Source organism: Streptomyces sp. NPDC006265 (assembly GCF_040613555.1).
In the GTDB taxonomy this organism is placed as follows: Bacteria; Actinomycetota; Actinomycetes; order Streptomycetales; family Streptomycetaceae; genus Streptomyces.
The window spans coordinates 1-22062 of record NZ_JBEXSH010000016.1 but is presented as its reverse complement, the minus strand read 5'-3'; the positions used below and the strand labels follow the sequence as shown (position 1 = coordinate 22062).

Annotated in this window: 13 protein-coding genes and 1 pseudogene; 4 read left to right on the top strand and 10 right to left on the bottom strand. The window is 70.4% G+C overall.

From position 1 onward, the window contains the following. Nucleotides 1–49: 49 nt before the first annotated feature. Nucleotides 50–583: a TerD family protein gene (locus ABZ281_RS03175; RefSeq protein WP_356651560.1), complete on the top strand. Its 534-nt coding sequence runs from the start codon at nt 50–52 to the stop codon at nt 581–583. Between the two features lie 97 nt (nt 584–680). On the opposite strand, the gene ABZ281_RS03170 is transcribed toward ABZ281_RS03175, so the two are convergent. Then, complete coding sequence (locus ABZ281_RS03170) at nt 681–3572, bottom strand: vitamin B12-dependent ribonucleotide reductase (RefSeq protein WP_356651558.1); 2892 nt, start codon at nt 3570–3572, stop codon at nt 681–683. 164 nt (nt 3573–3736) lie between these two features. Beyond that, nucleotides 3737–4297: a transcriptional regulator NrdR gene (gene nrdR / locus ABZ281_RS03165; protein WP_266469189.1), complete on the bottom strand. Its 561-nt coding sequence runs from the start codon at nt 4295–4297 to the stop codon at nt 3737–3739. A 622-nt stretch (nt 4298–4919) separates the two neighbouring features. Between nrdR and lexA the strand changes: the two genes are divergently transcribed. Continuing rightward, on the top strand, nt 4920–5699 hold the full coding sequence (lexA, locus tag ABZ281_RS03160) for a transcriptional repressor LexA (protein ID WP_356651556.1): 780 nt from the start codon (nt 4920–4922) through the stop codon (nt 5697–5699). Nucleotides 5700–5946: 247 nt separating this feature from the next. On the opposite strand, the gene ABZ281_RS03155 is transcribed toward lexA, so the two are convergent. The 4 genes from ABZ281_RS03155 to ABZ281_RS03140 all read right to left on the bottom strand — a co-directional run bounded on the left by ABZ281_RS03155 (nt 5947) and on the right by ABZ281_RS03140 (nt 12879). Continuing rightward, on the bottom strand, nt 5947–7968 hold the full coding sequence (locus ABZ281_RS03155) for an ATP-dependent DNA helicase (protein WP_356651554.1): 2022 nt from the start codon (nt 7966–7968) through the stop codon (nt 5947–5949). A gap of 271 nt (nt 7969–8239) precedes the next feature. Further along, complete coding sequence (locus ABZ281_RS03150) at nt 8240–8977, bottom strand: GNAT family N-acetyltransferase (RefSeq protein WP_356651576.1); 738 nt, start codon at nt 8975–8977, stop codon at nt 8240–8242. Between the two features lie 237 nt (nt 8978–9214). Continuing rightward, on the bottom strand, nt 9215–11215 hold the full coding sequence (locus ABZ281_RS03145) for an IucA/IucC family protein (protein ID WP_356651552.1): 2001 nt from the start codon (nt 11213–11215) through the stop codon (nt 9215–9217). A gap of 209 nt (nt 11216–11424) precedes the next feature. After that, nucleotides 11425–12879 (bottom strand): diaminobutyrate--2-oxoglutarate transaminase family protein, encoded by a 1455-nt coding sequence (locus ABZ281_RS03140; protein WP_356651550.1) that lies wholly within the window; start codon nt 12877–12879, stop codon nt 11425–11427. A 346-nt stretch (nt 12880–13225) separates the two neighbouring features. On the opposite strand from ABZ281_RS03140, the gene ABZ281_RS03135 reads away from it, so the two are divergent. After that, nucleotides 13226–14449 carry a hypothetical protein gene (locus ABZ281_RS03135; protein WP_356651548.1) on the top strand — a complete coding sequence of 408 codons (1224 nt, stop codon included), beginning with the start codon at nt 13226–13228 and terminating at the stop codon, nt 14447–14449. A 233-nt stretch (nt 14450–14682) separates the two neighbouring features. After that, on the top strand, nt 14683–15885 hold the full coding sequence (locus ABZ281_RS03130; RefSeq protein WP_356651546.1) for a hypothetical protein: 1203 nt from the start codon (nt 14683–14685) through the stop codon (nt 15883–15885). 80 nt (nt 15886–15965) lie between these two features. Here the strand turns inward: ABZ281_RS03130 and hflX are convergent, their stop codons facing one another. The 4 genes and pseudogenes from hflX to ABZ281_RS03110 form a co-directional block, all read right to left on the bottom strand. Further along, nucleotides 15966–17459: a GTPase HflX gene (hflX, locus tag ABZ281_RS03125; RefSeq protein WP_356651544.1), complete on the bottom strand. Its 1494-nt coding sequence runs from the start codon at nt 17457–17459 to the stop codon at nt 15966–15968. A gap of 183 nt (nt 17460–17642) precedes the next feature. After that, nucleotides 17643–19160, bottom strand: coding sequence for a M1 family metallopeptidase (locus ABZ281_RS03120; protein ID WP_356651542.1), 1518 nt, complete (start codon nt 19158–19160; stop codon nt 17643–17645). A 198-nt stretch (nt 19161–19358) separates the two neighbouring features. Further along, on the bottom strand, nt 19359–21533 hold the full coding sequence (locus ABZ281_RS03115) for an HD domain-containing protein (RefSeq protein ID WP_356651540.1): 2175 nt from the start codon (nt 21531–21533) through the stop codon (nt 19359–19361). A gap of 296 nt (nt 21534–21829) precedes the next feature. Then, nucleotides 21830–22062, bottom strand: a pseudogene (locus ABZ281_RS03110) (hypothetical protein); the annotation flags it as partial.

Below are 22062 nucleotides of genomic sequence, written 5' to 3'. Positions count from 1 at the left end.
GCCCGGCAGTTGGGGCCGACGGACAGGTCGTACGGGGAAGGGGACTCTGGTGGACGGGCTCAACAAGGGGCTTCGCAAGGTCGAGATCGCGGTGCGGTGGGATCCCAGCCCGGCGGGGCAGCCGTCCACCGACCTGGACCTGGTCGCGGCGACCTATCTGGCGGACGACCCGCACGGCGACGCCGCGTACGTGGTGCACTTCGACAGCCGCTCCCCCGACGGCACGATCACGCTCAACCGGGACAGCAAGGACGGTCAGGGCTTCGGCTACGACGAAGTCATGACGCTGGAGCTCGACCGGCTCGACGTCCGCTACGCGCGCGTGGTGGTCGGTGTCGTCATTCAGCAGCGCCCGGCGGAGCGCACCTTCGTCAGTGTGCGCAACCCCGGCCTGCGTATCCGCGAGGGGTACACCGTCCTGGCGGAGGACGACTTCGGCGGTGTCCTGGGAGCGACGGCGGCGGCGGTCGCGGAGTTCGCGCGGGACGGCTCCGGCCCGTGGGAACTGCGCTCCGGACTCCGTGGTTTCGAGGGCGATCCCGTGGACTTCACCAGGAGGATGGGCGCGGCGCACCGGCCCTGACCTCACCACCGACGAGGCGCGATCGACCAGGCACGCACGACGAGAGGGGCACCGCCCGCAGGCGGTGCCCCTCCGGCATCGGCTCAGGCGTTCGGCGTCAGCTGCAGCCGCTGGTCGAGCCGCAGCCCTCGCAGATGTAGCAGGAACCGGCACGCTGCATCTTCGTACCGCAGGAGAAGCACAGCGGGGCGTCGGCCTGGATGCCCAGCTGCATCTCCACCAGTTCGGCACTGGTGTGAGCCTGCTGCGGGGCGGGCTTGACCGCCTCTTCGGCCGTCGGAGCGGAAACGGCCTTCAGCTCCTGGGCGCGCGGCGCGGACTGGGCCAGCCCTTCGACGTCGACCTCGTCGTCGGACGGCTCGTACGAACCGGTCTCGAGGTGACGCTGACGCTCCTCGGCGGAGTGGATGCCGAGCGCGGAGCGCGTCTCGAAGGGCAGGAAGTCCAGCGCCAGGCGACGGAAGATGTAGTCGACGATCGACTGCGCCATCCGCACGTCCGGGTCGTCCGTCATGCCGGCCGGCTCGAAGCGCATGTTGGTGAACTTCGAGACGTAGGTCTCCAGCGGCACGCCGTACTGCAGACCGACCGAGACCGCGATGGAGAAGGCGTCCATCATGCCCGCGAGGGTCGAGCCCTGCTTGGACATCTTGAGGAAGACCTCACCGAGACCGTCGTCCGGGTAGGAGTTGGCGGTCATGTAGCCCTCGGCGCCGCCGACGGTGAAGGACGTGGTGATGCCGGGACGTCCCTTCGGCAGACGCTTGCGGACCGGGCGGTACTCGACGACCTTCTCGACCGCGGTACGGATCGTCTCCTCGGTCTTCTCGGTGATCTCCGCCTTCTCCTTCTCCTTGGTCTTGGCGGAGAGCGGCTGGCCGACCTTGCAGTTGTCGCGGTAGATCGCGAGCGCCTTGACTCCGAGCTTCCAGGCCTCGAAGTAGATCTCCTCGACCTCCTCGACGGTCGCCGACTCCGGCATGTTCACCGTCTTGGAGATGGCGCCGGAGATCCACGGCTGGATCGCGGCCATCATGCGGACGTGGCCCATCGGGGAGATGGCCCGCTCGCCCATGGCGCAGTCGAACACCTCGTAGTGCTCGGGCTTGAGACCGGGGGCGTCGATCACGTTGCCGTGGTCGGCGATGTGGGCGACGACCGCCTCGATCTGCTCTTCCAGGTAGCCCAGGCGGCGCAGGGCCTGCGGGACGGTGCCGTTGACGATCTGCATCGAGCCGCCGCCGACCAGCTTCTTGAACTTGACCAGCGCGAGGTCGGGCTCGACACCGGTGGTGTCGCAGGACATCGCCAGGCCGATGGTGCCGGTCGGGGCGAGCACGGACGCCTGGGAGTTACGGAAACCGTTCTTCTCACCGACGCGCAGGACGTCGCCCCAGGCCTCGCTGGCGGCCGCCCACACCGGGGTGTCCAGGTCGTCCATGCGGACGGCCTTGTCGTTGGCGTCCGAGTGCTGCTTCATGACGCGCTTGTGGGCGTCGGCGTTGCGGGCGTAGCCGTCGTACGGGCCGACGACCGAGGCGAGTTCGGCGGAGCGCCGGTAGGCCGTGCCCGTCATCAGGGAGGTGATGGCGCCGGCGAGGGCGCGGCCGCCGTCGGAGTCGTAGGCGTGACCGGTGGCCATCAGCAGGGCGCCGAGGTTGGCGTAGCCGATGCCGAGCTGGCGGAACGCGCGCGTGTTCTCGCCGATCTTCTGGGTCGGGAAGTCCGCGAAGCAGATCGAGATGTCCATCGCGGTGATGACCAGCTCGACGACCTTCTGGAAGCGCTCGGCCTCGAAGGACTGGTTGCCCTTGCCGTCGTCCTTGAGGAACTTCATCAGGTTCAGCGAGGCCAGGTTGCAGGACGTGTTGTCCAGGTGCATGTACTCGCTGCACGGGTTCGACGCGGTGATCCGGCCGGACTCGGGGCAGGTGTGCCAGGTGTTGATCGTGTCGTCGTACTGGATGCCGGGGTCGGCGCAGGCCCAGGCGGCCTCGGCGATCTTGCGGAAGAGCGACTTGGCGTCGACCTCCTCGATGACCTCACCGGTCATCCGGCCGCGCAGCCCGAACTGGCCGCGCTGCTCGACCGCCTTCATGAACTCGTCGTTGACACGGACCGAGTTGTTGGCGTTCTGGTACTGGACGGACGTGATGTCGTCGCCGCCCAGGTCCATGTCGTAGCCCGCGTCGCGCAGGACGCGGATCTTCTCTTCTTCCTTGACCTTGGTCTCGATGAAGTCCTCGATGTCCGGGTGGTCCACATCGAGGACGACCATCTTGGCGGCGCGACGGGTGGCGCCACCGGACTTGATCGTTCCTGCGGAGGCGTCGGCGCCACGCATGAAGGAGACCGGCCCGGAGGCGTTGCCGCCGGAGGACAGCAGCTCCTTGGAGGAGCGGATCCTGGAGAGGTTCAGGCCGGCGCCGGAGCCGCCCTTGAAGATCATGCCCTCTTCCTTGTACCAGTCGAGGATCGACTCCATGGAGTCGTCGACGGACAGGATGAAGCAGGCGGAGACCTGCTGGGGCTGCTTGGTGCCGACGTTGAACCAGACAGGGCTGTTGAAGCTGAAGATCTGGTGCAGGAGGGCGTACGCCAGCTCGTGCTCGAAGATCTCGGCGTCGGCGGGCGAGGAGAAGTACTTGTAGTCCTCCCCGGCCTTCCGGTAGGTCTTCACGATGCGGTCGATCAGCTGCTTCAGGCTGGTCTCACGCTGCGGGGTGCCCACGGCGCCCCGGAAGTACTTGCTGGTGACGATGTTGACCGCGTTCACCGACCAGAAGTCGGGGAACTCGACGCCGCGCTGCTCGAAGTTGACCGAGCCGTCGCGCCAGTTGGTCATGACGACGTCACGGCGCTCCCAGGCCACCTCGTCATAGGGGTGGACCCCAGGGGTGGTGTGGATGCGCTCGACACGCAGGCCCTTGGTCGCCTTGGCGCTCTTGGCGCGGGAACTCCGTGCCGGACCGCTCGCCGTCTCTGTCATGCCGCCTCCCTGTACGGGCGAAAACGCCCTGAAGTGCCCCGTTGTTCCCGTGGCACGTTGTTCTGTCTGGTGTTGCGGGCACCGACTCACGTCGCCCGCAACAGGTCTTCACATCGCCGCCGCCCGGCCGGGCCCGGAGCTGCCTTCCGGGTCCGACCCGCCGGTCAGTCGGCGGCGCCGGCGGGCTGGGGGACCTGTTCCGCCCCTCCGGACCCGCGGTCGTCTTCCTGGCTCCCCGCGGCCGCTTCCTCGCGGTCTCCGTCGTCCGCGCCGGGATGTCCCGTCTGCGTCCTGAGTTCCTCGATGGCCGCCTCGAAGTCGTCGAGCGAGTCGAACGCCCGGTAGACGGAGGCGAAGCGCAGGTAGGCGACGAGGTCGAGTTCCTGCAGCGGGCCGAGTATGGCCAGCCCCACGTCATGGGTGGTCAGCTCGGCGCTTCCGGTGGCCCGCACCGCCTCCTCGACCCGTTGGCCGAGTTGGGCGAGCGCGTCCTCGGTGACGGGCCGTCCCTGGCACGCCTTCCGCACTCCATTGATGATCTTCGTACGACTGAAGGGCTCGGTGACTCCGGACCGCTTCACCACCATGAGCGAGCACGTCTCCACGGTCGTGAAACGACGGGAGCAGTCAGGGCACTGGCGGCGCCTGCGGATCGAAGTGCCGTCGTCGGTCGTACGACTGTCGACGACACGACTGTCGGGGTGCCTGCAGAAGGGGCAGTGCATGAACTCCCAACCCTCCTCACAGCAGACTCAATAGCCTCGCCGGACCTCTTGTGCCCCACGAAGCAGCCCCAAGCATAGGCGATGACCATGGGCCTCGAGACCCGGGGGACCACAACTTCTGGGCTGCTGATGCAATCCAACCACTAGATGTGGGGATTGGTTCATACATCGACGCCGTTCTCGCGTGTCGCACACGTAGGCACAGGTGACGCGCAACGAGCCGAGCCACGCGGCCCCCGCACGCGGACGGAGGCACCACTGCGAACGGCTTCCCCGGGGGCACGGCCGGATCCGTTCTCGCACAGCCGTATCGCCGCGGCACATGCGGAGATACCGTGGGCGCCACGGGGAGGGGACGTGGGACTCCCGCACAGATGAGGGCTGGTCCCGGGGCAGGGGAATGCCGGATGGCAGACTGGGGCACCAGTCCACGAGGTGATCACCCCGGCGGTGAAGAGTACAGCAATGGGCCCTTTTGCCCGCCAGGTGGCGCGGCCGCCAATACACCCGGACACATGATCGCGTCCGGTGATTCGCGATTTTTCACTCGAACGTGTGTTTGGCGCAACCTTTCGAAAGCAACTACCGTTGTCCAGCAGGGAGACCATCGAGAGGGGCCGACGTGACCACCACCGCAGACAGTGCCGCCATTGCTGCCCAGGACCGCCCCCAGGGCCGACTGGAGCCGGTGCATGCGATGAACGAAGCCACGAACCCTGAGGGGCACAAGCGCTCCCTGCCGGGCCGACCTCCCGGCATCCGGGCGGACAGCTCGGGACTCACCGATCGCCAGCGCCGCGTGATCGAGGTCATCAGGGACTCCGTGCAGCGACGGGGCTACCCGCCGTCCATGCGGGAGATCGGTCAGGCCGTCGGCCTCTCCAGCACCTCCTCCGTCGCACATCAGCTGATGGCTCTGGAGCGCAAGGGCTTCCTGCGCCGCGACCCGCACCGCCCGCGCGCGTACGAGGTGCGCGGTTCCGACCAGGCCGCCTCGGTGCAGCCCACGGACACAGCGGGCAAGCCGGCCGCATCGTACGTGCCGCTGGTCGGCCGGATCGCCGCCGGTGGCCCGATCCTCGCCGAGGAATCCGTCGAGGACGTCTTTCCCCTCCCCCGCCAGCTCGTCGGCGACGGTGAGCTGTTCGTCCTGAAGGTCGTCGGTGACTCGATGATCGAGGCCGCGATCTGCGACGGCGACTGGGTCACGGTGCGCCGTCAGCCGGTCGCGGAGAACGGCGACATCGTGGCCGCGATGCTCGACGGCGAAGCCACCGTCAAGCGCTTCAAGCGCGAGGACGGCCATGTTTGGCTCCTCCCGCACAACGCGGCCTACGAGCCGATCCCCGGCGACGACGCGACCATCCTCGGCAAGGTGGTGGCCGTACTGCGGCGCGTCTGACAGCGCGCACCGCGTCGGGTGGGCCCCAACGGCCCGCCCTCTGACCGGGCCCCGGGACCTCTGCGCCGGTTCCGGGGCCCTGCGCTGTCCGGGGGCGGACCGACGGGACGCTGTCCGGGGGCGGACCGACGGGACGCTGTCCGGGGGCGGACGGACTGGAGCCCCTGAGTCCCGCAGCGCTCATGCAGTGGGGTCGGGCGGTGGCTCAGCCGTTGCAAGGCACCCCCGCCGCTCATCTGCCGTCCGGCTACTCGACTTCGGTCTGCTCCGCTGCCGTCTGCTTGGCTGTCGTCTGCTCGCCTGCTGCTTCCTTGGCCGTCGCGTCGATCGCCGCCAGCGACTTCCGCACCTGGTGACGGTCCGTCGTGAACCAGAAGTCGGGCAGGGACGCCTTCAGATAGCTCCCGTACCGGGCCGTCGCCAGACGCTGATCGAGGACGGCGACCACACCGCGGTCCCCCGACGCCCGTACCAGACGGCCGGCACCCTGGGCCATGAGGAGCGCGGCATGGGTGGCGGCGACCGCCATGAAGCCGTTGCCGCCCGCGTCCTCGACGGCCTTCTGCCGGGCGCTCATGAGGGGGTCGTCCGGACGCGGGAACGGGATCTTGTCCATGACGACCAACTGGCAGCTGGGTCCGGGGACGTCCACGCCCTGCCAGAGCGACAGCGTACCGAAGAGGCAGGTCTTCGGGTCGGCCGCGAAGTTCTTGATGAGCTCGCCCAGCGTCTCCTCGCCCTGGAGGAGGATCGGGTACTCGGGGATCCTGGACCGCAGCTCCTCGGCGGCCAGCTGAGCCCCACGCATCGAGGAGAACAGGCCGAGGGTACGGCCGCCCGCCGCCTGGATCAGCTCCGTGAGTTCGTCGAGCATGTCCGCACGATCGCCGTCGCGCGCAGGACGGGCCAGGTGCTTGGCGACATAGAGGATGCCCTGCTTGCGGTAGTCGAAGGGCGAGCCGACGTCGATGCCCTTCCACTGCGGAACGTCGTCACCCTCGGTGCCCTCGGGAGACAGGCCCAGGGAGGCACCTACGCCGTTGAAGTCGCCGCCCAGCTTCAACGTCGCGGACGTCAGGACGACGGAACGGTCCGCGAAGAGCTTCTCTCGCAGCAGACCGGAGACGGACATGGGGGCGACGCGCAGGGAAGCCCCGAAGCGGTCGTGGCGCTCGTACCAGACCACGTCCCACTCGGAGCCGTTCGTGATCCGCTCCGCCACGTCGTGCACGTTTTCCACGGAGGCCAGGGCCTGCTTGCGGACGGCGTCCTCGTCCTGGACTGACTTGTCGCGGGTTGCTCCGATCGCGGAGATGACCGTGCGGCACGCGTCGCGCAGGGCCATGAGGGCGTACCCGAGGTCCTCGGGGATCTCCTCCAGACGGCCCGGCAGCGCCAGCTCCATCAACCGTTCGAAACCTTCGGCTGCGGTCTGGAGCTGGTCCGCGGCCTTCTCGTTGACGAGTTTCGCAGCACGGCGCACCGCGCGGTTGACCTGGCCGGGGGTGAGCTCGCCGGTGGCGACTCCGGTGACCCGGGAGACCAGCTCGTGCGCCTCGTCGACGATCAGGACCTCGTGCTGCGGGAGGACCGGGGCGCCATCGATGGCGTCGATCGCGAGCAGCGCGTGGTTGGTGACGACTACCTCGGCGAGCTTGGCCCGCTCGCGAGCCATCTCGGCGAAGCACTCGGCGCCGTACGCGCACTTCGAGGCGCCCAGGCATTCCCTCGACGACACCGACACCTGGGCCCAGGCACGGTCCGAGATGCCGGGCGTGAGGTCGTCACGGTCGCCGGTCTCGGTCTCGTCGGCCCAGTCGCGCACCCGAAGCAGGTCCTGGCCCAGCTTGCTGGTGGGCGCGGCGGCCTCGAACTGGTCGAAGAGGCCCTCTTCCTCGTCCTGTGGGACGCCCTCGTGCAGTCGGTGCATACACAGGTAGTTCGACCGGCCCTTGAGCATCGCGAACTCCGGGCGACGGCGCAGCAGGGGATGCAGCGAGTCGACCGTTCTGGGCAGGTCGCGCTCCACCAGCTGGCGCTGCAGGGCCAGGGTGGCGGTCGCGACGACCACCCGCTCCCCGTGCGCGAGCGCGGGCACCAGGTAGCCGAGCGACTTGCCGGTACCGGTGCCGGCCTGGACCAGCAGGTGGGAGCCGTCGTCGATCGCTTCCTCGACGGCTTCGGCCATGGCCACCTGACCGGGGCGCTCCGTACCGCCGACGGCAGTGACGGCAGCATGCAGGAGTTCGGGGAGTGAGGGCTTCGTCATAGCGCGACCACCCTACGACCCTGCACTGACAAACGGGCGATCAAGGCGGGGGCGGGGGACGGGATCAAGACCCTGGGCTCCTCGGCGAGGTGGAGGGGTGGGCGGCGGTCAGGCGACCGGCTAGGTGAATGTGGTCGTGGTGGGAGGGCTCGAATGAGGTCGCAAAGCACTCGGCAAAGTCGTCGCGGAACCGCTCGGAGAATTCGCGTGACGGGCGGGAACTGCGGCAGGCCGGACCGCGTTCAATGAGTGATGGCGCAGTGACACAGTGCTACACCAGATGCCGGAGAGACCGGTCTCGGACCATGAGGGCGGCCCGCTTGTCGGGCAGGTCGACCTCGGCGGAGAACCGGAAGCCGGCGGTCAGGAATGCGGCTACGGAGGGGGTGTTGCGAATGTCGGGTTCGGCGACGACGCGTGTGCAAGAGGGCCGCTGCGCGAGAACGAGATCGGCCACGGCCCGGAGCAGCAGACCCCCGAGGCCACGCCCACGATCGGCGATCCCACCGACCAGGAGGTGGATCCCCGTGTCATGAGGCCGGGCGGGGTAATGACGGGCCAGTGGGTCCAGATCCGCCCGGTAGATCTCCCAGTAGCTCATCGGCACCCCGTCCAGTACACCGATGCACGGCACGCTGCGCCCGTCGCCGGCGAGCTGGGCCTGCAGGTGGTCCAGCGTCACCTCCTGCGGTCCTGCGAGCTCCCAGAACGCCGCAGCGGCGGGGTCGTTCATCCAGCGGTTGATGAGCGGAAGATCACGTTCGAGGCGCACGAGGACGAGGTGGAACCGGCCTGCGGGCGTGTCGGCCGGGCCCCATTCGGCGACGCGGTCGAGGAGATCGTCATGGCGGGGGACGAAGGAAGTGCGTGACGGCTCGCCGGTCCTGGTGATGGAGACGGCGGGCCGGAAGATCTCCCGGTGCCGCCCCCCGGATCCGTGGCCGTGGAGTGGACCGGGCGCGTCGACCGGGGGGAGGGCGACGAGATCGTCCGGGAGCCGCAGGTCCATGGTGTCCTCGCTGTGCCCGCCCGCTCGGGGGCGCTCGCCGGAGACCCCGCCTGGATCCGGGGAGTCGGATCGGGACCCGGCACCGCAGGCCAGGTCGGCCATGACAGGGACGGCGAAACCGGTCTCGGTGATCGGGTCGGCGGCAGACACCGGACACTCCTCTCTAACAGGGGGGTGGGGGCATGTCCTCAGGGAGGAAGGGGGCAGGTCAGCAGTGGTCAGGGACGAACGGGGTGCTCAGGAGTGCAGGGGGTTGGCGATGGTGACGTAGACGGACTGGGTGTCGACCGGGCCGACGAGTTCGTCGAGGCCGTGCAGCCGCGTCAGCAGGTTGGCTTTGCAGCGCAGGACGGGTGAGTCGAGCAACCGGGCCGGCAACGAGGTGCGGAGCGGGGCCGGGCCGGACGCGACGTCTCCCAGGAAGCGGCGGAAGGCGGCGAGCAGCAGCCTCTCGTCGGCCAGCCCCTGGGAGCCGAACGCGCCGATGAGGCCCAGCACGTTGTTGACCCCCAGGTAGTACGCGAGCCGCTCGTCGGTGACCTCGTCACGGACGAACGTTTCGCTCCGCTCTCCGATGCCGGGCAACCGCGCGTCGAGGTCCGCGCGCCGGGACTCGCGGAAGTAGTAGCCCTGGTTGTCGCGGTAACGACCACCCATGGGCCAGCCGTCGGGGTCCAGCAGGAGCAGGGTGTTCTGCTGGTGCGCTTCCAGGGCGATGCCGGCCTCACCGTCCAGCCAGAGGACGGGACGCACCACGTGTGCGAGGTAGCGCAGGAACCACTCGGCTGCGACGGCTCCGCGAGGCCGGCCGGTACGGCGGGCGAGGCGTGTGACGACCTCGGCCAGCCGGGACCGCAGGGCCGGGCCGTGCTTCTCCGGACGCCCCGGGGCGCCCTCCCGCGGGGCCGGGGAGCACGGGCGCGGCGAGAGGAGGCCGCCGACGCAGGAGACGTCGTCGGAGGGGCTGAACGGGTTGTGGCGGATCACCACGTCCAGTCCGGGCACCGGAACGCCGTCGGGGGTGTCGACGGCGAGCCAGGCCGGATCCCGGACGATGTCGAAGCCCGGGTGCACGGCCCGCCACTGCTGAGCGAGACCGCTGCGGAGGAGCCGGTGGACCTCGACGCCGCGGTGGAGTTCCTTGCGGAGGTTCTCGCGACGGGAGTTGGTGATGCGCAGGCCCAGCGACAGCTTGAGCATCGCGGGGGCATTGGTTCGGTAGACGGTTCGTACGGAGGAGGTGGGATGCCAGGGAGGGCCGTGGGTGCCCAGGTCTCGGAGCAGCTCGGCGTCCAGCAGGGCAGCGGTCTCCGCGCGGTGGCTGACCTCGTGCGCCTGCCAGGGGTGCAGCGGCAGGAGGGCGTACCCGTCCGGCACCGCCGGTGCGGTCCCGGCGAGGCGGGCGGTGAGCCGGGGCGCGGCGACAGGGCGCCCGCGTTCGGTCCAGGAGGAGTCGGTGGCGAGGACGGCAGGGGCGACAGCCATCCAGTGCAGAAGGAAGGAGCCGTGCGTCTCGGGTGAGTACTGCAGCGTTTCGGCGTCGGAGAGGCCTTCGCGGCTTTTGGGGCTCGGGTGCAGAGGGTGCCCGAGGATGAGTGCCTGCTCCGCGGACAGGAAGAGATCGGGGCCGTCGGGTGGGGCTTCCCGGCGGGCTGTGACAAAGCCGGTGACCCGTCGGAGGGAGTCGGCAACACCCGCGACGAGCCCGACGCCGTCGCTGACGCCGGCGGTGGCGGTGGCGGTGGCGGGGCTGGGGGCGCTCGTGGGAGAGGAGTTGTGGGCGGGCCTGATGCCGGAGCCGTCTGTGGACGTCTCCCTCGTGAGAAGGGCGGCGATCGTGACGGCGTCGGCCGGTGGGGCGTAGTCGGGTGCACCGGCGAGACGCGGAGGGCCGAAGCGGTGCCAGCCCGTCGGGGACCAGTAGCGGATTGGCGCGAGGAGAGCCGTGCCGCTGGCGGGAAGGGGGATGCGCAGGACGCCGTCTGTCGGGGTGGGCTGGTCGGTCTCGCGGGCCCAGCAGCGGAGCAGGTTCTCCACGGCGGCGGCCTGGGCGGCGGTGTGCGGGTCGGGATGGTCCAGGGGGTCGCTGCCGAGGCGTTCGCTCAGCCCCTGTTCGGGTTTCGCGACCGGCCGCTGATGAGGGACCCGCGGGTTCGGCGACGTCCCAGACGGCAAGGCGCCGACGGAGCCTTGTCCAGGCGTCGGTGTGTGGTCGTCGGGGTGGGGCATGGCGTTCACGACAGGTACCTCATGGAGTGGTTCCGGATCATGCGGGTGGGGCAGCCGGCCGAGGAGATCCACTCGGCTCGGGGCGGCCCGAAGGGAGCGAAGTCGCGCAGTGGGCGGGCGCGCCGGGCTTGGGGCGCCCGGGCACCTGGCGGGCAGGCGGGCGGCCCGGCCCACGACCAGGCACGGCGTGGACTCGCACGCCGCAGGGCACGTCGCGTTCAGTGTGCGGCTGCCGTGCCACCCCCTCGGCACCGGGCCGCTGCCCGGACCGCGTCGGCCAAGCGGTCCAGTACGGCCGCTGCTTGTTCGTCGGTGATGATCAGAGGAGGGAGCAGGTGCACGACGCTCGCGTGACGGCCGCCGAGTCCGACGATGAGGCCGCGCCGCAGGCACTCCTGCTGGACCGCAGCAGCCAGTTCGGGTGCGGCGGGGAGCGGCCGGCGTCCGCTGCCCGGCATGACCGACGCTGCCACACCGCCCTCCGCAGCCCCGGGAGTACCCGTGAAGCCGGCCTCCCCCTCCCCGTCCGGATCCACCAGCTCGACCCCGATCATCAGTCCCCTCCCCCGCACATCCCCTACACACGCGAAATCGGAGGCCAGCTTCTGGAGTTGACTCAGCAGGCGCGCGCCCAGCGTCGCCGCGCGCTCGGCGAGGGCGTTCTCGCGGACGTGGGCGAGGGTCGCGGTGCCGGCGGCCATGGCCAGCTGGTTGCCGGGGAAGGCGTCGGCGGGGGTGCCGGGTTCCCAGGTGCCGAGGTCGTCGCGGTAGACCACCACGGCCAGCGGCAGGCTGCCGCCGATGGCGTTGGAGAGGACCATCACGTCGGGAGTCACGCCGCTGTGCTCCACGGCCCAGAAGGCGCCGGTCCGGCCGACGCCCGTCTGGATCTCGTCGGCGATCAGCGGGACGGACCGGTCGGCGGTGAGCTGTCGCATGCGGCGCAGCCATGAGTCCGGTGCGGGGATCACCCCGCCCTCGCCATGGACCGGCTCGACGAGCATCGCGGCGGGCAGCAGCACCCCGGAACCGGGGTCGTCCAGGAGGGACTCGGTCCAGCGTGCGGCGAGGTCGGCCCCGTGCTCGCCCCGGACGCCGAAGGGGCAGCGGTAGTCCTGCGGGTAGGGCAGGCGGGCCACCCGCGTGTCGTGGTTGTTCGCGGACGGGTCGTCGAGGACTCCGGCGGTGCTTCCGTGACCGGCTCCGGTGAACGCCAGGAGACCGCTCCGTCCGGTCGCCGCGCGTGCCAGCGCCCAGGCGGTCTCGACGGCTTCGCCGCCGGTCGGTCCGCAGAACCGCACCCGTGCCCGCTCGGCGAGACCTGGCGGCAGGGTTCGGAACAGCTCGTCGAGGAAGGCGCCCTTGACGGGTGTCGCCAGGTCGAGGGCGTTCAGGGGTGCTCCGGAGTCGAGGACTTTGCGGATGGCCTCCAGGACGACCGGGTGGTTGTGGCCGAGGGCGAGTGTGCCGGCGCCGGAGAGGCAGTCCAGATAGCGACGGCCGTCCGCGCCCTCGATGGTGAGTCCCCGGGCCCGCACCGGAACGATCGGCAGGGCACGGGCGTAGGTCCGGGCGGCGGATTCGCGTGCGGCTTGGCGGCGCGGGACTCCTTCGGGCGCGGAGCGCGGGGCGGGTGCGGTGTTGACGACTGCCCCACCGGGAAGGGGTCTCACCTGCGTACACCCCATAGCGGCCTCCTCTGACGCACGACCCCCATAGGTGGATTCCGCCACGGCTTCCAAGACCTCCCACTGGGCACGGGCACAGAGGACCGCACACAGACAGCAGGCCCCATCCGCTACCAACCCCGGATCCCCCACGGGGTTACGGGTTGCCTCAAGATCCTTTCCGTGACGGAACTGTTGCGGATCCGTCGGATCGCCCCCACAGCCACCGCATAGTGTGTGGTGCCGTTCCCGGACACCGTGAGGTCGCCCCGAAGTTGCCGCGAGACAGCGGGAATTCGAGGGTGATGCGCCGGTTCATCCACGTTCGTTCCGTACCAGGGGGAGTCAGATCATGCGATCCACACGACCGTCGTCCCATACCGGCCCAGGAGGGAGGGCGCGCCGAGGGAACTCCCCCGTGCTGGCCGCGGTTGCCCTCGCCTCGGCGCTCGCGCTGACCGCCACCGCCTGCGAGTCGGGCGACGCCACGGCGGACGATGAGGCATCCGCGTCGGCCACCGCCTCCGACGACGGCAAGCTCAGGATCCCGGACGACATCAGGGACCGGCTGCGCGAGCACGGGATCGACATCGACAAGTGGAAGAACGGCGCCTGGAAGAACTGGGACCGGGACGACTGGCTGCGCGAGGCCAACGAGTACGTCAACCCGATCATCGAGGGGCTCTGGAACCCGGACCGCATGCGGGAGGCCGAGGAGCCCGACCAGGGCGTCGACGAGAGCGAACTCGCCGAGGACCAGGGGGTGACCGACGCGACGCCCGATCCGGTCGAGGCGCAGGCCGTGCCGCCGTCGTACCACGCCAACTCCCCCACGGCCGGCAAGGTGTTCTTCGACTCCCCCGAAGGATCGGCCGTCTGCTCGGCGACCGTGGTGAAGGACCCGGCGCACCCGGGCAAGTCCAACCTGGTGTGGACGGCGGGCCACTGCGTGCACGCGGGCAAGAAGGGCGGCTGGTACCGCAACATCGCGTTCGTGCCGTCGTACAACGACGACGGCAAGCCGGTGGCGGAGCTGGAGAACGCCACCCGCGAGGATGTCGCTCCCTACGGTGTCTGGTGGGGCGACTGGGCACAGACCTCTGACCAGTGGATCGAGCAGGGCGGTTCGACGGGCGGTGACGGCGCACCGTACGACTTCGCGGTCATCCATGTCACGCCGGAGAAGGGCAGCGGCGGCAAGTCGCTGGAGGAGATGGTCGGTTCGGCGCTGCCGGTCGAGTTCAAGGCGCCCGCGGTGCCGCGGGTGAAGCGCGTCACGGCGATCGGCTACCCGGCCGCGAAGCCCTACGACGGGCAGAAGCTGTACCGGTGCGAGGACCGGCCCGGGCGGCTGTCGGTCACCGCGTCGGACCCGACGATGTACCGCATCGGCTGCACCATGACCGGCGGTTCGTCCGGGGGCGGCTGGGTCGCGACCGGCTGGGACGGCAAGCCGGCACTGGTGTCCAACACCTCGATCGGTCCCGTGACGTCGGGCTGGCTGGCCGGGCCGCGCCTTGGTGACGTGGCCAAGGGCGTGTACGACTCGGTCAGCAAGAAGTTCGCCGGCCGGTGACGGCGCGCTGAACCGCGCTGCCGGTGGGGCGACGCGCCCCGGGCACCCTCACGCGATCCGGCCCGGGGGTTCTCGGAAACCTTCACCGCCCCACCCCGGTACGCCCTCAACTCCACGGGCATAGTGGGGAGTCGCGCGGGAGCACCGGCGCCGCACCCATGACATGCACACGCGGCGCCCAGCACCGGCAGCACCAGCACCACATTCGTACGCACAACGGGGGTCATCGCACCATGCGTTCCACACGTACGCCCGCATCGAGGCGCGGGCGGCGCACCGTCCTCGCCGCCACCGGGCTCGTCGCCGCCCTGGCACTCACCGCTACCGCCTGCAACGGCTCTGAGGACCCGGCGAGCGACAAGCCCGACGCCACCCGTTCTCAGGCCGCCGCGGACGGCGGCGGCAAGGTCGAGATCCCGGCCGATCTCGCGGGCAGGCTCAAGGAGCACGGGATCGACGTCGACCGATGGAAGGACGGCGGCTGGAAGGACTGGGACAAGGACAAGTGGCTCAGTGACGCCAAGGACTTCGTCAACCCGGTGATCGAGGGCCTCTGGAAGCCGGAGCGGATGCAGTCCGCCGAAGAGGCCGACAAGACGGTCACGACGAAGGACGCGTCGCCCGGCCAGGGTGTCAGCGACCCGGACCCGGCGCCTGTCCGGGCGCAGGCCGAGAAGACGCCGTACCACCGCAACGCGGCGCCGGTCGGCAAGGTCTTCTTCGACTCCCCCGACGGCCCGGCCGTCTGCTCCGGCACGGTCGTCAAGGACGTGAACCACCCGGGCAAGTCCAACCTGGTGTGGACGGCGGGCCACTGTGTGCACGCCGGCGGCAACGGCGGCTGGTACCGCAACATCGTCTTCGTCCCGGCCTACAACGACCTCGGCAAGTCCGAGGCTGAGCCGGGCAACGCGAACCAGAGCGAGATCGCCCCGTACGGCAACTGGTGGGCGAACTGGGCCTCGACCTCGAACCAGTGGATCCAGGGCGGTTCGGAGACCGGCGGCGACGGAGCCGCGTACGACTACGCCGTGCTGCATGTGAAGCCGGAGCAGGGCGCCAAGTCCCTGGAGGAGACGGTCGGCGCCGCGCTGGACGTGGACTTCTCCGCCCCGTCCGCGGCCGAGGCCCGCACGATGGGCGCCTGGGGCTACCCGGCCGCCCCGCCCTACAGCGGCTCGAAGATGTTCAAGTGCGTCGACGTGCCCGGCCGGTTCGCGCTCAGCGCGTCTCTGCCGACGATGTACCGCATCGGCTGCGACATGACGGGTGGTTCGTCCGGTGGCGGCTGGTTCCGGGTCCTGAACGGCAAGTCGGTGCTGGTCTCCAACACGTCGATCGGCCCAGCCGACAACACCTGGCTGGCCGGTCCGCAGCTGGGCCGGGACGCCGAGGCTCTCTACCAGAACATGAGCAAGACGTACGGCGGTCAGTGACCCGCACATGGTGAAGGCCCGCTCCCCGTGACGGGGGGCGGGCCTTCTCGCGTCGCACGGGACGCACGCTCAGGTCGGGCTCAGAGCGCGGGCGTCGGAACGTACGGCGTGAGCTCCGCCGCCAGCTCCTCGTGTACCCGCACCTTGAGCAGGGTGCCCTCCGGGGTGTGCTCCTCGGAGATCACTTCGCCCTCGTCGTGGGCACGGGCGACCAGGTTGCCGTGCGTGTACGGCACGAGCGCCTCGATCTCGACCGACGGGCGCGGCAGCTCGTTGTCGATGAGCGCGAGCAGTTCCTCGATGCCCAGGCCGGTGCGGGCCGAGACGGCGATGGACCGCTTCTCGACGCGCAGCAGCCGCTGGAGCGTCAGCGGGTCGGCCGCGTCGGCCTTGTTGATTACGACGATCTCGGACACGCCGGTGGCGCCGACGTCCCGGACCACCTCGCGCACGGCGGCCAGCTGCTCCTCCGGGAACGGGTGCGAACCGTCGACCACGTGCAGGATCAGGTCGGACTCGCCGACCTCTTCCATCGTGGAGCGGAACGCCTCGACCAGGTGGTGGGGCAGATGGCGCACGAACCCGACCGTGTCGGTCAGCGTGTACAGCCGTCCGCTCGGGGTCTCGGCCCGGCGCACGGTCGGGTCGAGGGTCGCGAACAGGGCGTTCTCGACCAGCACGCCCGCGCCCGTGAGGCGGTTGAGCAGCGAGGACTTGCCGGCGTTGGTGTAGCCCGCGATGGCCACGGACGGCACCTTGTGGCGCTTGCGCTCCTGGCGCTTGATCTCGCGGCCGGTCTTCATCTCCGCGATCTCCCGGCGCATCTTCGCCATCTTCTCGCGGATCCGGCGCCGGTCCGTCTCGATCTTGGTCTCACCGGGACCACGGGTGGCGAGGCCGCCGCCCTTGCCGCCGCCCATCTGCCGGGACAGCGACTGACCCCAGCCGCGCAGTCGCGGCAGCATGTACTGCATCTGCGCGAGAGCGACCTGCGCCTTGCCCTCTCGGGACTTGGCGTGCTGGGCGAAGATGTCCAGGATCAGGGCCGTCCGGTCGATGACCTTGACCTTGACGACGTCCTCGAGGTGGATCAGCTGGCCGGGGCTGAGCTCACCGTCGCAGATGACGGTGTCCGCGCCCGTCTCGACGACGATGTCGCGAAGTTCCTCGGCCTTGCCGGAACCGATGTAGGTGGCCGCGTCGGGCTTGTCGCGGCGCTGGGTGACTCCGTCGAGCACCAGCGCGCCGGCCGTCTCGGCGAGGGCGGCGAGCTCCGCGAGGGAGTTCTCCGCGTCCTGCACGGTTCCCGACGTCCAGACGCCGACGAGGACGACCCGCTCCAGGCGGAGCTGGCGGTACTCGACCTCGGTGACGTCCTCGAGCTCGGTGGAGAGGCCCCCGACACGGCGCAGCGCCGCGCGGTCGGAGCGGTCGAACTGATCGCCGTCCCGCTCTCCGTCGATCTCGTGGCTCCAGGCGACGTCCTCTTCCATCAGGGCATCGGCCCGAAGACCCTCGGGGTGGCTGTGCGCGAAGCGCTTGGAGTCCTGGGAAAAGGAAGAAGAGGAGGTCATTGGATCCTTACGTAGGTCGGAAACCGTTCACTGTCTGCAACGCACGGGCGGTCCGGGAGATTCCCGGCGTTCCGTGCCGCGCCGACCTGAAGATGGTCGCACGGCACGGGGCGTCTCGTCACCGTATTATGGGGCGGGCGTCATCGTCGGCCGGCCTGCTTCTCCGTGACCTTCGGCTCCTCCTCAAAGGCGTGCCTTCGGTTTCTCCCCAGGAGCCTTCGGCTTCACGGCCGCCTCCGGCTTCCAGTCCGGGTGCCCCGGCATCGGCGGGGTCTTCTCGCCGTACAGCCAGCCCTGGAAGAACCCGTCCAGGTCGCGCCCGGAGATCTCGGCGGCGAGCCGGACGAAGTCCTCCGTCGTGGCCGTGTCGTCCTGGTGGCGGCCGGCCCAGGCGCGTTCCAGGCGTTCGAAGGCCGGGCGGCCGATCTCCTGGCGCAGGGCGTACAGGACGAGCGCGGCGCCGTCGTAGACGTTGGGCCGGAAGATGCTGATCTTGCGGCCGGGGTCGGGTGCCTTGGGGGCGGCTGGCGGTCCGCCGGCGGCCCGCCAGCGGTCGGAGGCGCCGTAGGCGGCCTTCATCCTGTCCCGCATCGGCTTGTCGGCCTGCTCCTCGGCATACAGCGCCTCGTACCAGGTGGCGTGCCCTTCGTTGAGCCACAGGTCGGACCAGGTGCGAGGGCCGACGCTGTTGCCGAACCACTGGTGGGCCAGTTCATGGACCATGACCGCCTCGACGTACCACCGGGGGTAGGCGGGATCGGTGAAGAGTTCCCGTTCGAAGAGGGAGAGGGTCTGGGTCTCCAGTTCGAAGCCGGTGGAGGCGTCGGCCATGAGCAGGCCGTACGTCTCGAAGGGGTAGCGGCCGACCTTGCTCTCCATCCAGGCGATCTGGCCGGGGGTCTTCTCCAGCCAGGGTTCGAGCGCCTTGCGGTGCTCGGTCGGGACGACGTCCCGTAGGGGCAGCGCGTGCGGGCCGGTGCGGTGCAGCACCGTGGAGCGGCCGATGGAGACCTGGGTGAGTTCGGTGGCCATGGGGTGCTGGCTGCGGTAGGTCCAGGTCGTGGACCCGCCGGACTTCTCCACTCCGGCGGGCAGGCCGTTGGCTACGGCCGTGTGACCGTCGGGTGCAGTGACCCGGATGGTGAACATCGCCTTGTCGGAGGGGTGGTCGTTGCACGGGAAGACCAGGTGCGCGGCGTCGGCCTGGTTGGCCATGGCGAGGCCGTCCGCGGTGCGCACCCAGCCGCCCTCGCGGTCCTTGACGGGCACGGGATCACTGGTGTGCCGCACGGTGATCCGCATCCAGTTGCCGTCCGACACGGAGTTCTCGGGTGTGATCACCAGGTCCTCGCCGGCGGTGCGGAACTCGGCGGGGTCGCCGTCGACCTCGACCGACTCGACCGTGCCGTGGGCGAAGTCCAGGTTGACGCGGTCCAGGTCCGCGGTCGTCCAGGCGTCGATGGTGGTGACGGCCCGCAGCGGTTCGCTGTTGTTGCCCGGATAGGTGAACGAGAGGTCGTACGACGCCACGTCGTAACCCGGGTTGCCGAGGTACGGGAAGAGCCGGTCGCCGACGCCGAGCGGGACGACGGGGGCGCTCGCGGCGATAAGGCAGACGGAGATCGCCGAGGTGAGCAGGGCGGCGGCGGTCCGGCGCCGCCGGGTGGGGGTGGTGGCCTGGCTGTGGGGGGTCAGGAGCATGCCCCACGGCTATCAGCGCGCGGGGGAGCGGCGGGGACGGCGCGCTCTCGTCCCACCCGAACCGGGGACCGGGGCCTGCGCCGGGTGCCGTCCCGGCCACCCGGGAGGCCGCGCCGGGACCGGGACCGCCCCGGACGGCATCCCCACGCGCCCGGTGAGCCGCTGAACCCCGCAAGGCCGTGCGCGGGCCATGGCCGGTCAGCCGCCCTGGGGCTGCGGCTGGGCCCGGCTGACGTCGTACACCCCGGCCACATTGCGCATCGCACGCATCAGGGCGGGCAGGTGGCCGGCATCCGGAAGCTGCACGGTGTAGGTGTGCCGCACCTGCTGCTGAGTCGGAGGCTCGACGGTCGCCGAGACGATCTCGGCGCCCTCGGAGGCCATGGCCTCGGTGAGGTCGGCCAGCAGATGGGGACGGACGAACGATTCGGCGACCAGCGTGACCCGGCACTCGGCGGACTCCCCCCAGCGCACCCCGACCTCCGCACGCCCCCCGTCCTTCATGCGCGCCACCGCGGCGCACTCCACGCGGTGCACGGTGACCGCTCCTCCGCGTACCGCGAAGCCGGTGATCTCGTCGGGCGGGACGGGCGTGCAGCAGCGGGCGAGCCGGACGGCCGCACCGGGCAGGTCGGCGAGGACGTGGCCGGTGCCGGGGCGCTCGACGGGCTGCTCCGGGGCCGCGTCCGGGTCGGGTACGCCGACGGGCCGCGGGGCCGTCCGGTCCTCGGCGATCCGCGTCTCGCTCTGCTGGGACTCCGCCTGCGCCGGATGGGCGGTCAGCCACCGCTGGATGGCGATCCGGGCCGCGGGCGTGTGGGCGTGCTCCAGCCACTCGCGGGAAGGCTCCGAGGCCGGATCCTGGCCCATGAGGAGCTGGACGGTGTCGCCGTCCCTCAGGACGGTGCTCAGCGTGGCCAGGCGGCCGTTCACCCGGGCCCCGATGCAGGCGTGCGCGTCCTCGCCGTACTGCGCGTACGCGGCGTCCACGCAGGTCGCCCCCTCGGGCAGGCCGAGGGTGCCACCATCGGGCCGGAAGACGGTGATCTCGCGGTCCTGGGCGAGGTCCTCGCGCAGGGTCGACCAGAAGTGGTCGGGATCGGGTGCCGCCTCCTGCCAGTCGAGGAGCCGGGAGAGCCAGCCGGGGCGGGTGGGGTCGACGCGCTCACCGTCGGCCGGGTCCTCGGGGGCCGGTGCGTACGGGTTGCCGAGGGCGACGACACCGGCCTCGGCGACCTTGTGCATCTGGTGCGTACGGATCAGGACCTCGACGACCTGGCCGTCCTCGCGCGCCACGGCCGTGTGCAGCGACTGGTACAGGTTGAACTTCGGTACGGCGATGAAGTCCTTGAACTCCGAGACCACCGGCTTCATACAGGTGTGCAGTTCGCCCAGGACGCCGTAGCAGTCGGCGTCCTCGTTCACCAGCACCAGGACGCGGCCGAAATCGGAGCCGCGCAGACGGCCGCGTTTGCGGGAGACGCGGTGCACCGAGACGAAGTGGCGGGGCCGGATGAGGACTTCGGCCCCGATGTCCGCCTCGCGCAGCACACCGCGCACCTCGTCGGCGACCTCGGCGAGCGGGTCGTCCGCACGGGCCGCGTTGCGGACGATCAACTCCCTGGTGTGCGCGTACTCCTCGGGGTGCAGGATCGCGAAGACCAGGTCTTCCAGTTCGGTCTTGAGCGCCTGGACGCCGAGCCGTTCGGCGAGCGGGATGAGCACATCACGTGTCACCTTGGCGATGCGCTCCTGCTTCTCGGGGCGCATGACGCCGAGGGTGCGCATGTTGTGCAGCCGGTCGGCGAGCTTGATCGACATGACACGGACGTCGTTGCCGGTGGCGACGAGCATCTTGCGGAAGGTCTCCGGTTCGGCGGCGGCGCCGTAGTCGACCTTCTCCAGTTTGGTGACGCCGTCGACGAGGTAACGGACCTCCTCACCGAACTGGTCGCGGACCTGGTCGAGCGTCACGTCCGTGTCCTCGACGGTGTCGTGCAGCAGGGACGCGGTCAACGTCGTGGTCTCGGCACCGAGTTCGGCGAGGATCAGGGTCACCGCGAGCGGGTGCGTGATGTACGGCTCGCCGCTCTTGCGCATCTGGCCTCGGTGCGAGGACTCGGCCAGGACGTAGGCGTGGCGCAGGGGTTCGAGGTCCGCGTCGGGGTGGTGGGCGCGGTGGGCCTCGACGACATGGCTGATGGCGTCGGGCAGCCGGCCGCGGGCTGCGGGGCCCAGCAGCGCCGCGCGGCCGAGGCGGCGCAGGTCGATCCGGGGGCGGGCCTTTCTGCGGGGGGCTGTCGGTGTCACCGCTCCTGACACCGCGCCCGGCATCGGGCCTGGGGTCACGGAATTCGTGGCCTCCGCACTCATGGGCACCTCCGGCTGCCTCAACCGGCGGACGGGGTGCCCCAGAGCGGACACGCTCAGGGGGCGGCTTCGGTCCCCCGTCCGGGCCGGTGCTTGATGCTACCGAGCCCACCACGCCCGACCGACCGCCTCTCGCCGAGCGTGAAACTGATCACCCATTCGAGGGACGAATGTGAGGTTTGTACCCCCCTCCGCTGCCACTCTTGCGACGCGATTCCCGCCAAGTGGCCGGATACCAACGGTGGTTTCGGGTCGGGCGGCCGAAGCTGCGCGGATGTTTCAGGACGACCGGCTCCCGCTCACGCGGACGTGACGGTTTCCAGCCAGTCCGCGTCGATCTCGCCCTCGGCCACGATCACGGCCGGGCCGGTCATCTCGATCTCACCGTCGGGCCGCTCGGTGATCACCAGTGTGCCGCCGGGGACGTCCAGTCCCAGTGGGGCCAAGGCCGAGAAGCGCCTCGCCGAGATCGAGCACCGCGCCGAGCAGCTGCGCCTGGAGGCCGAGAAGCTGCGCACGGACGCCGAGCGCC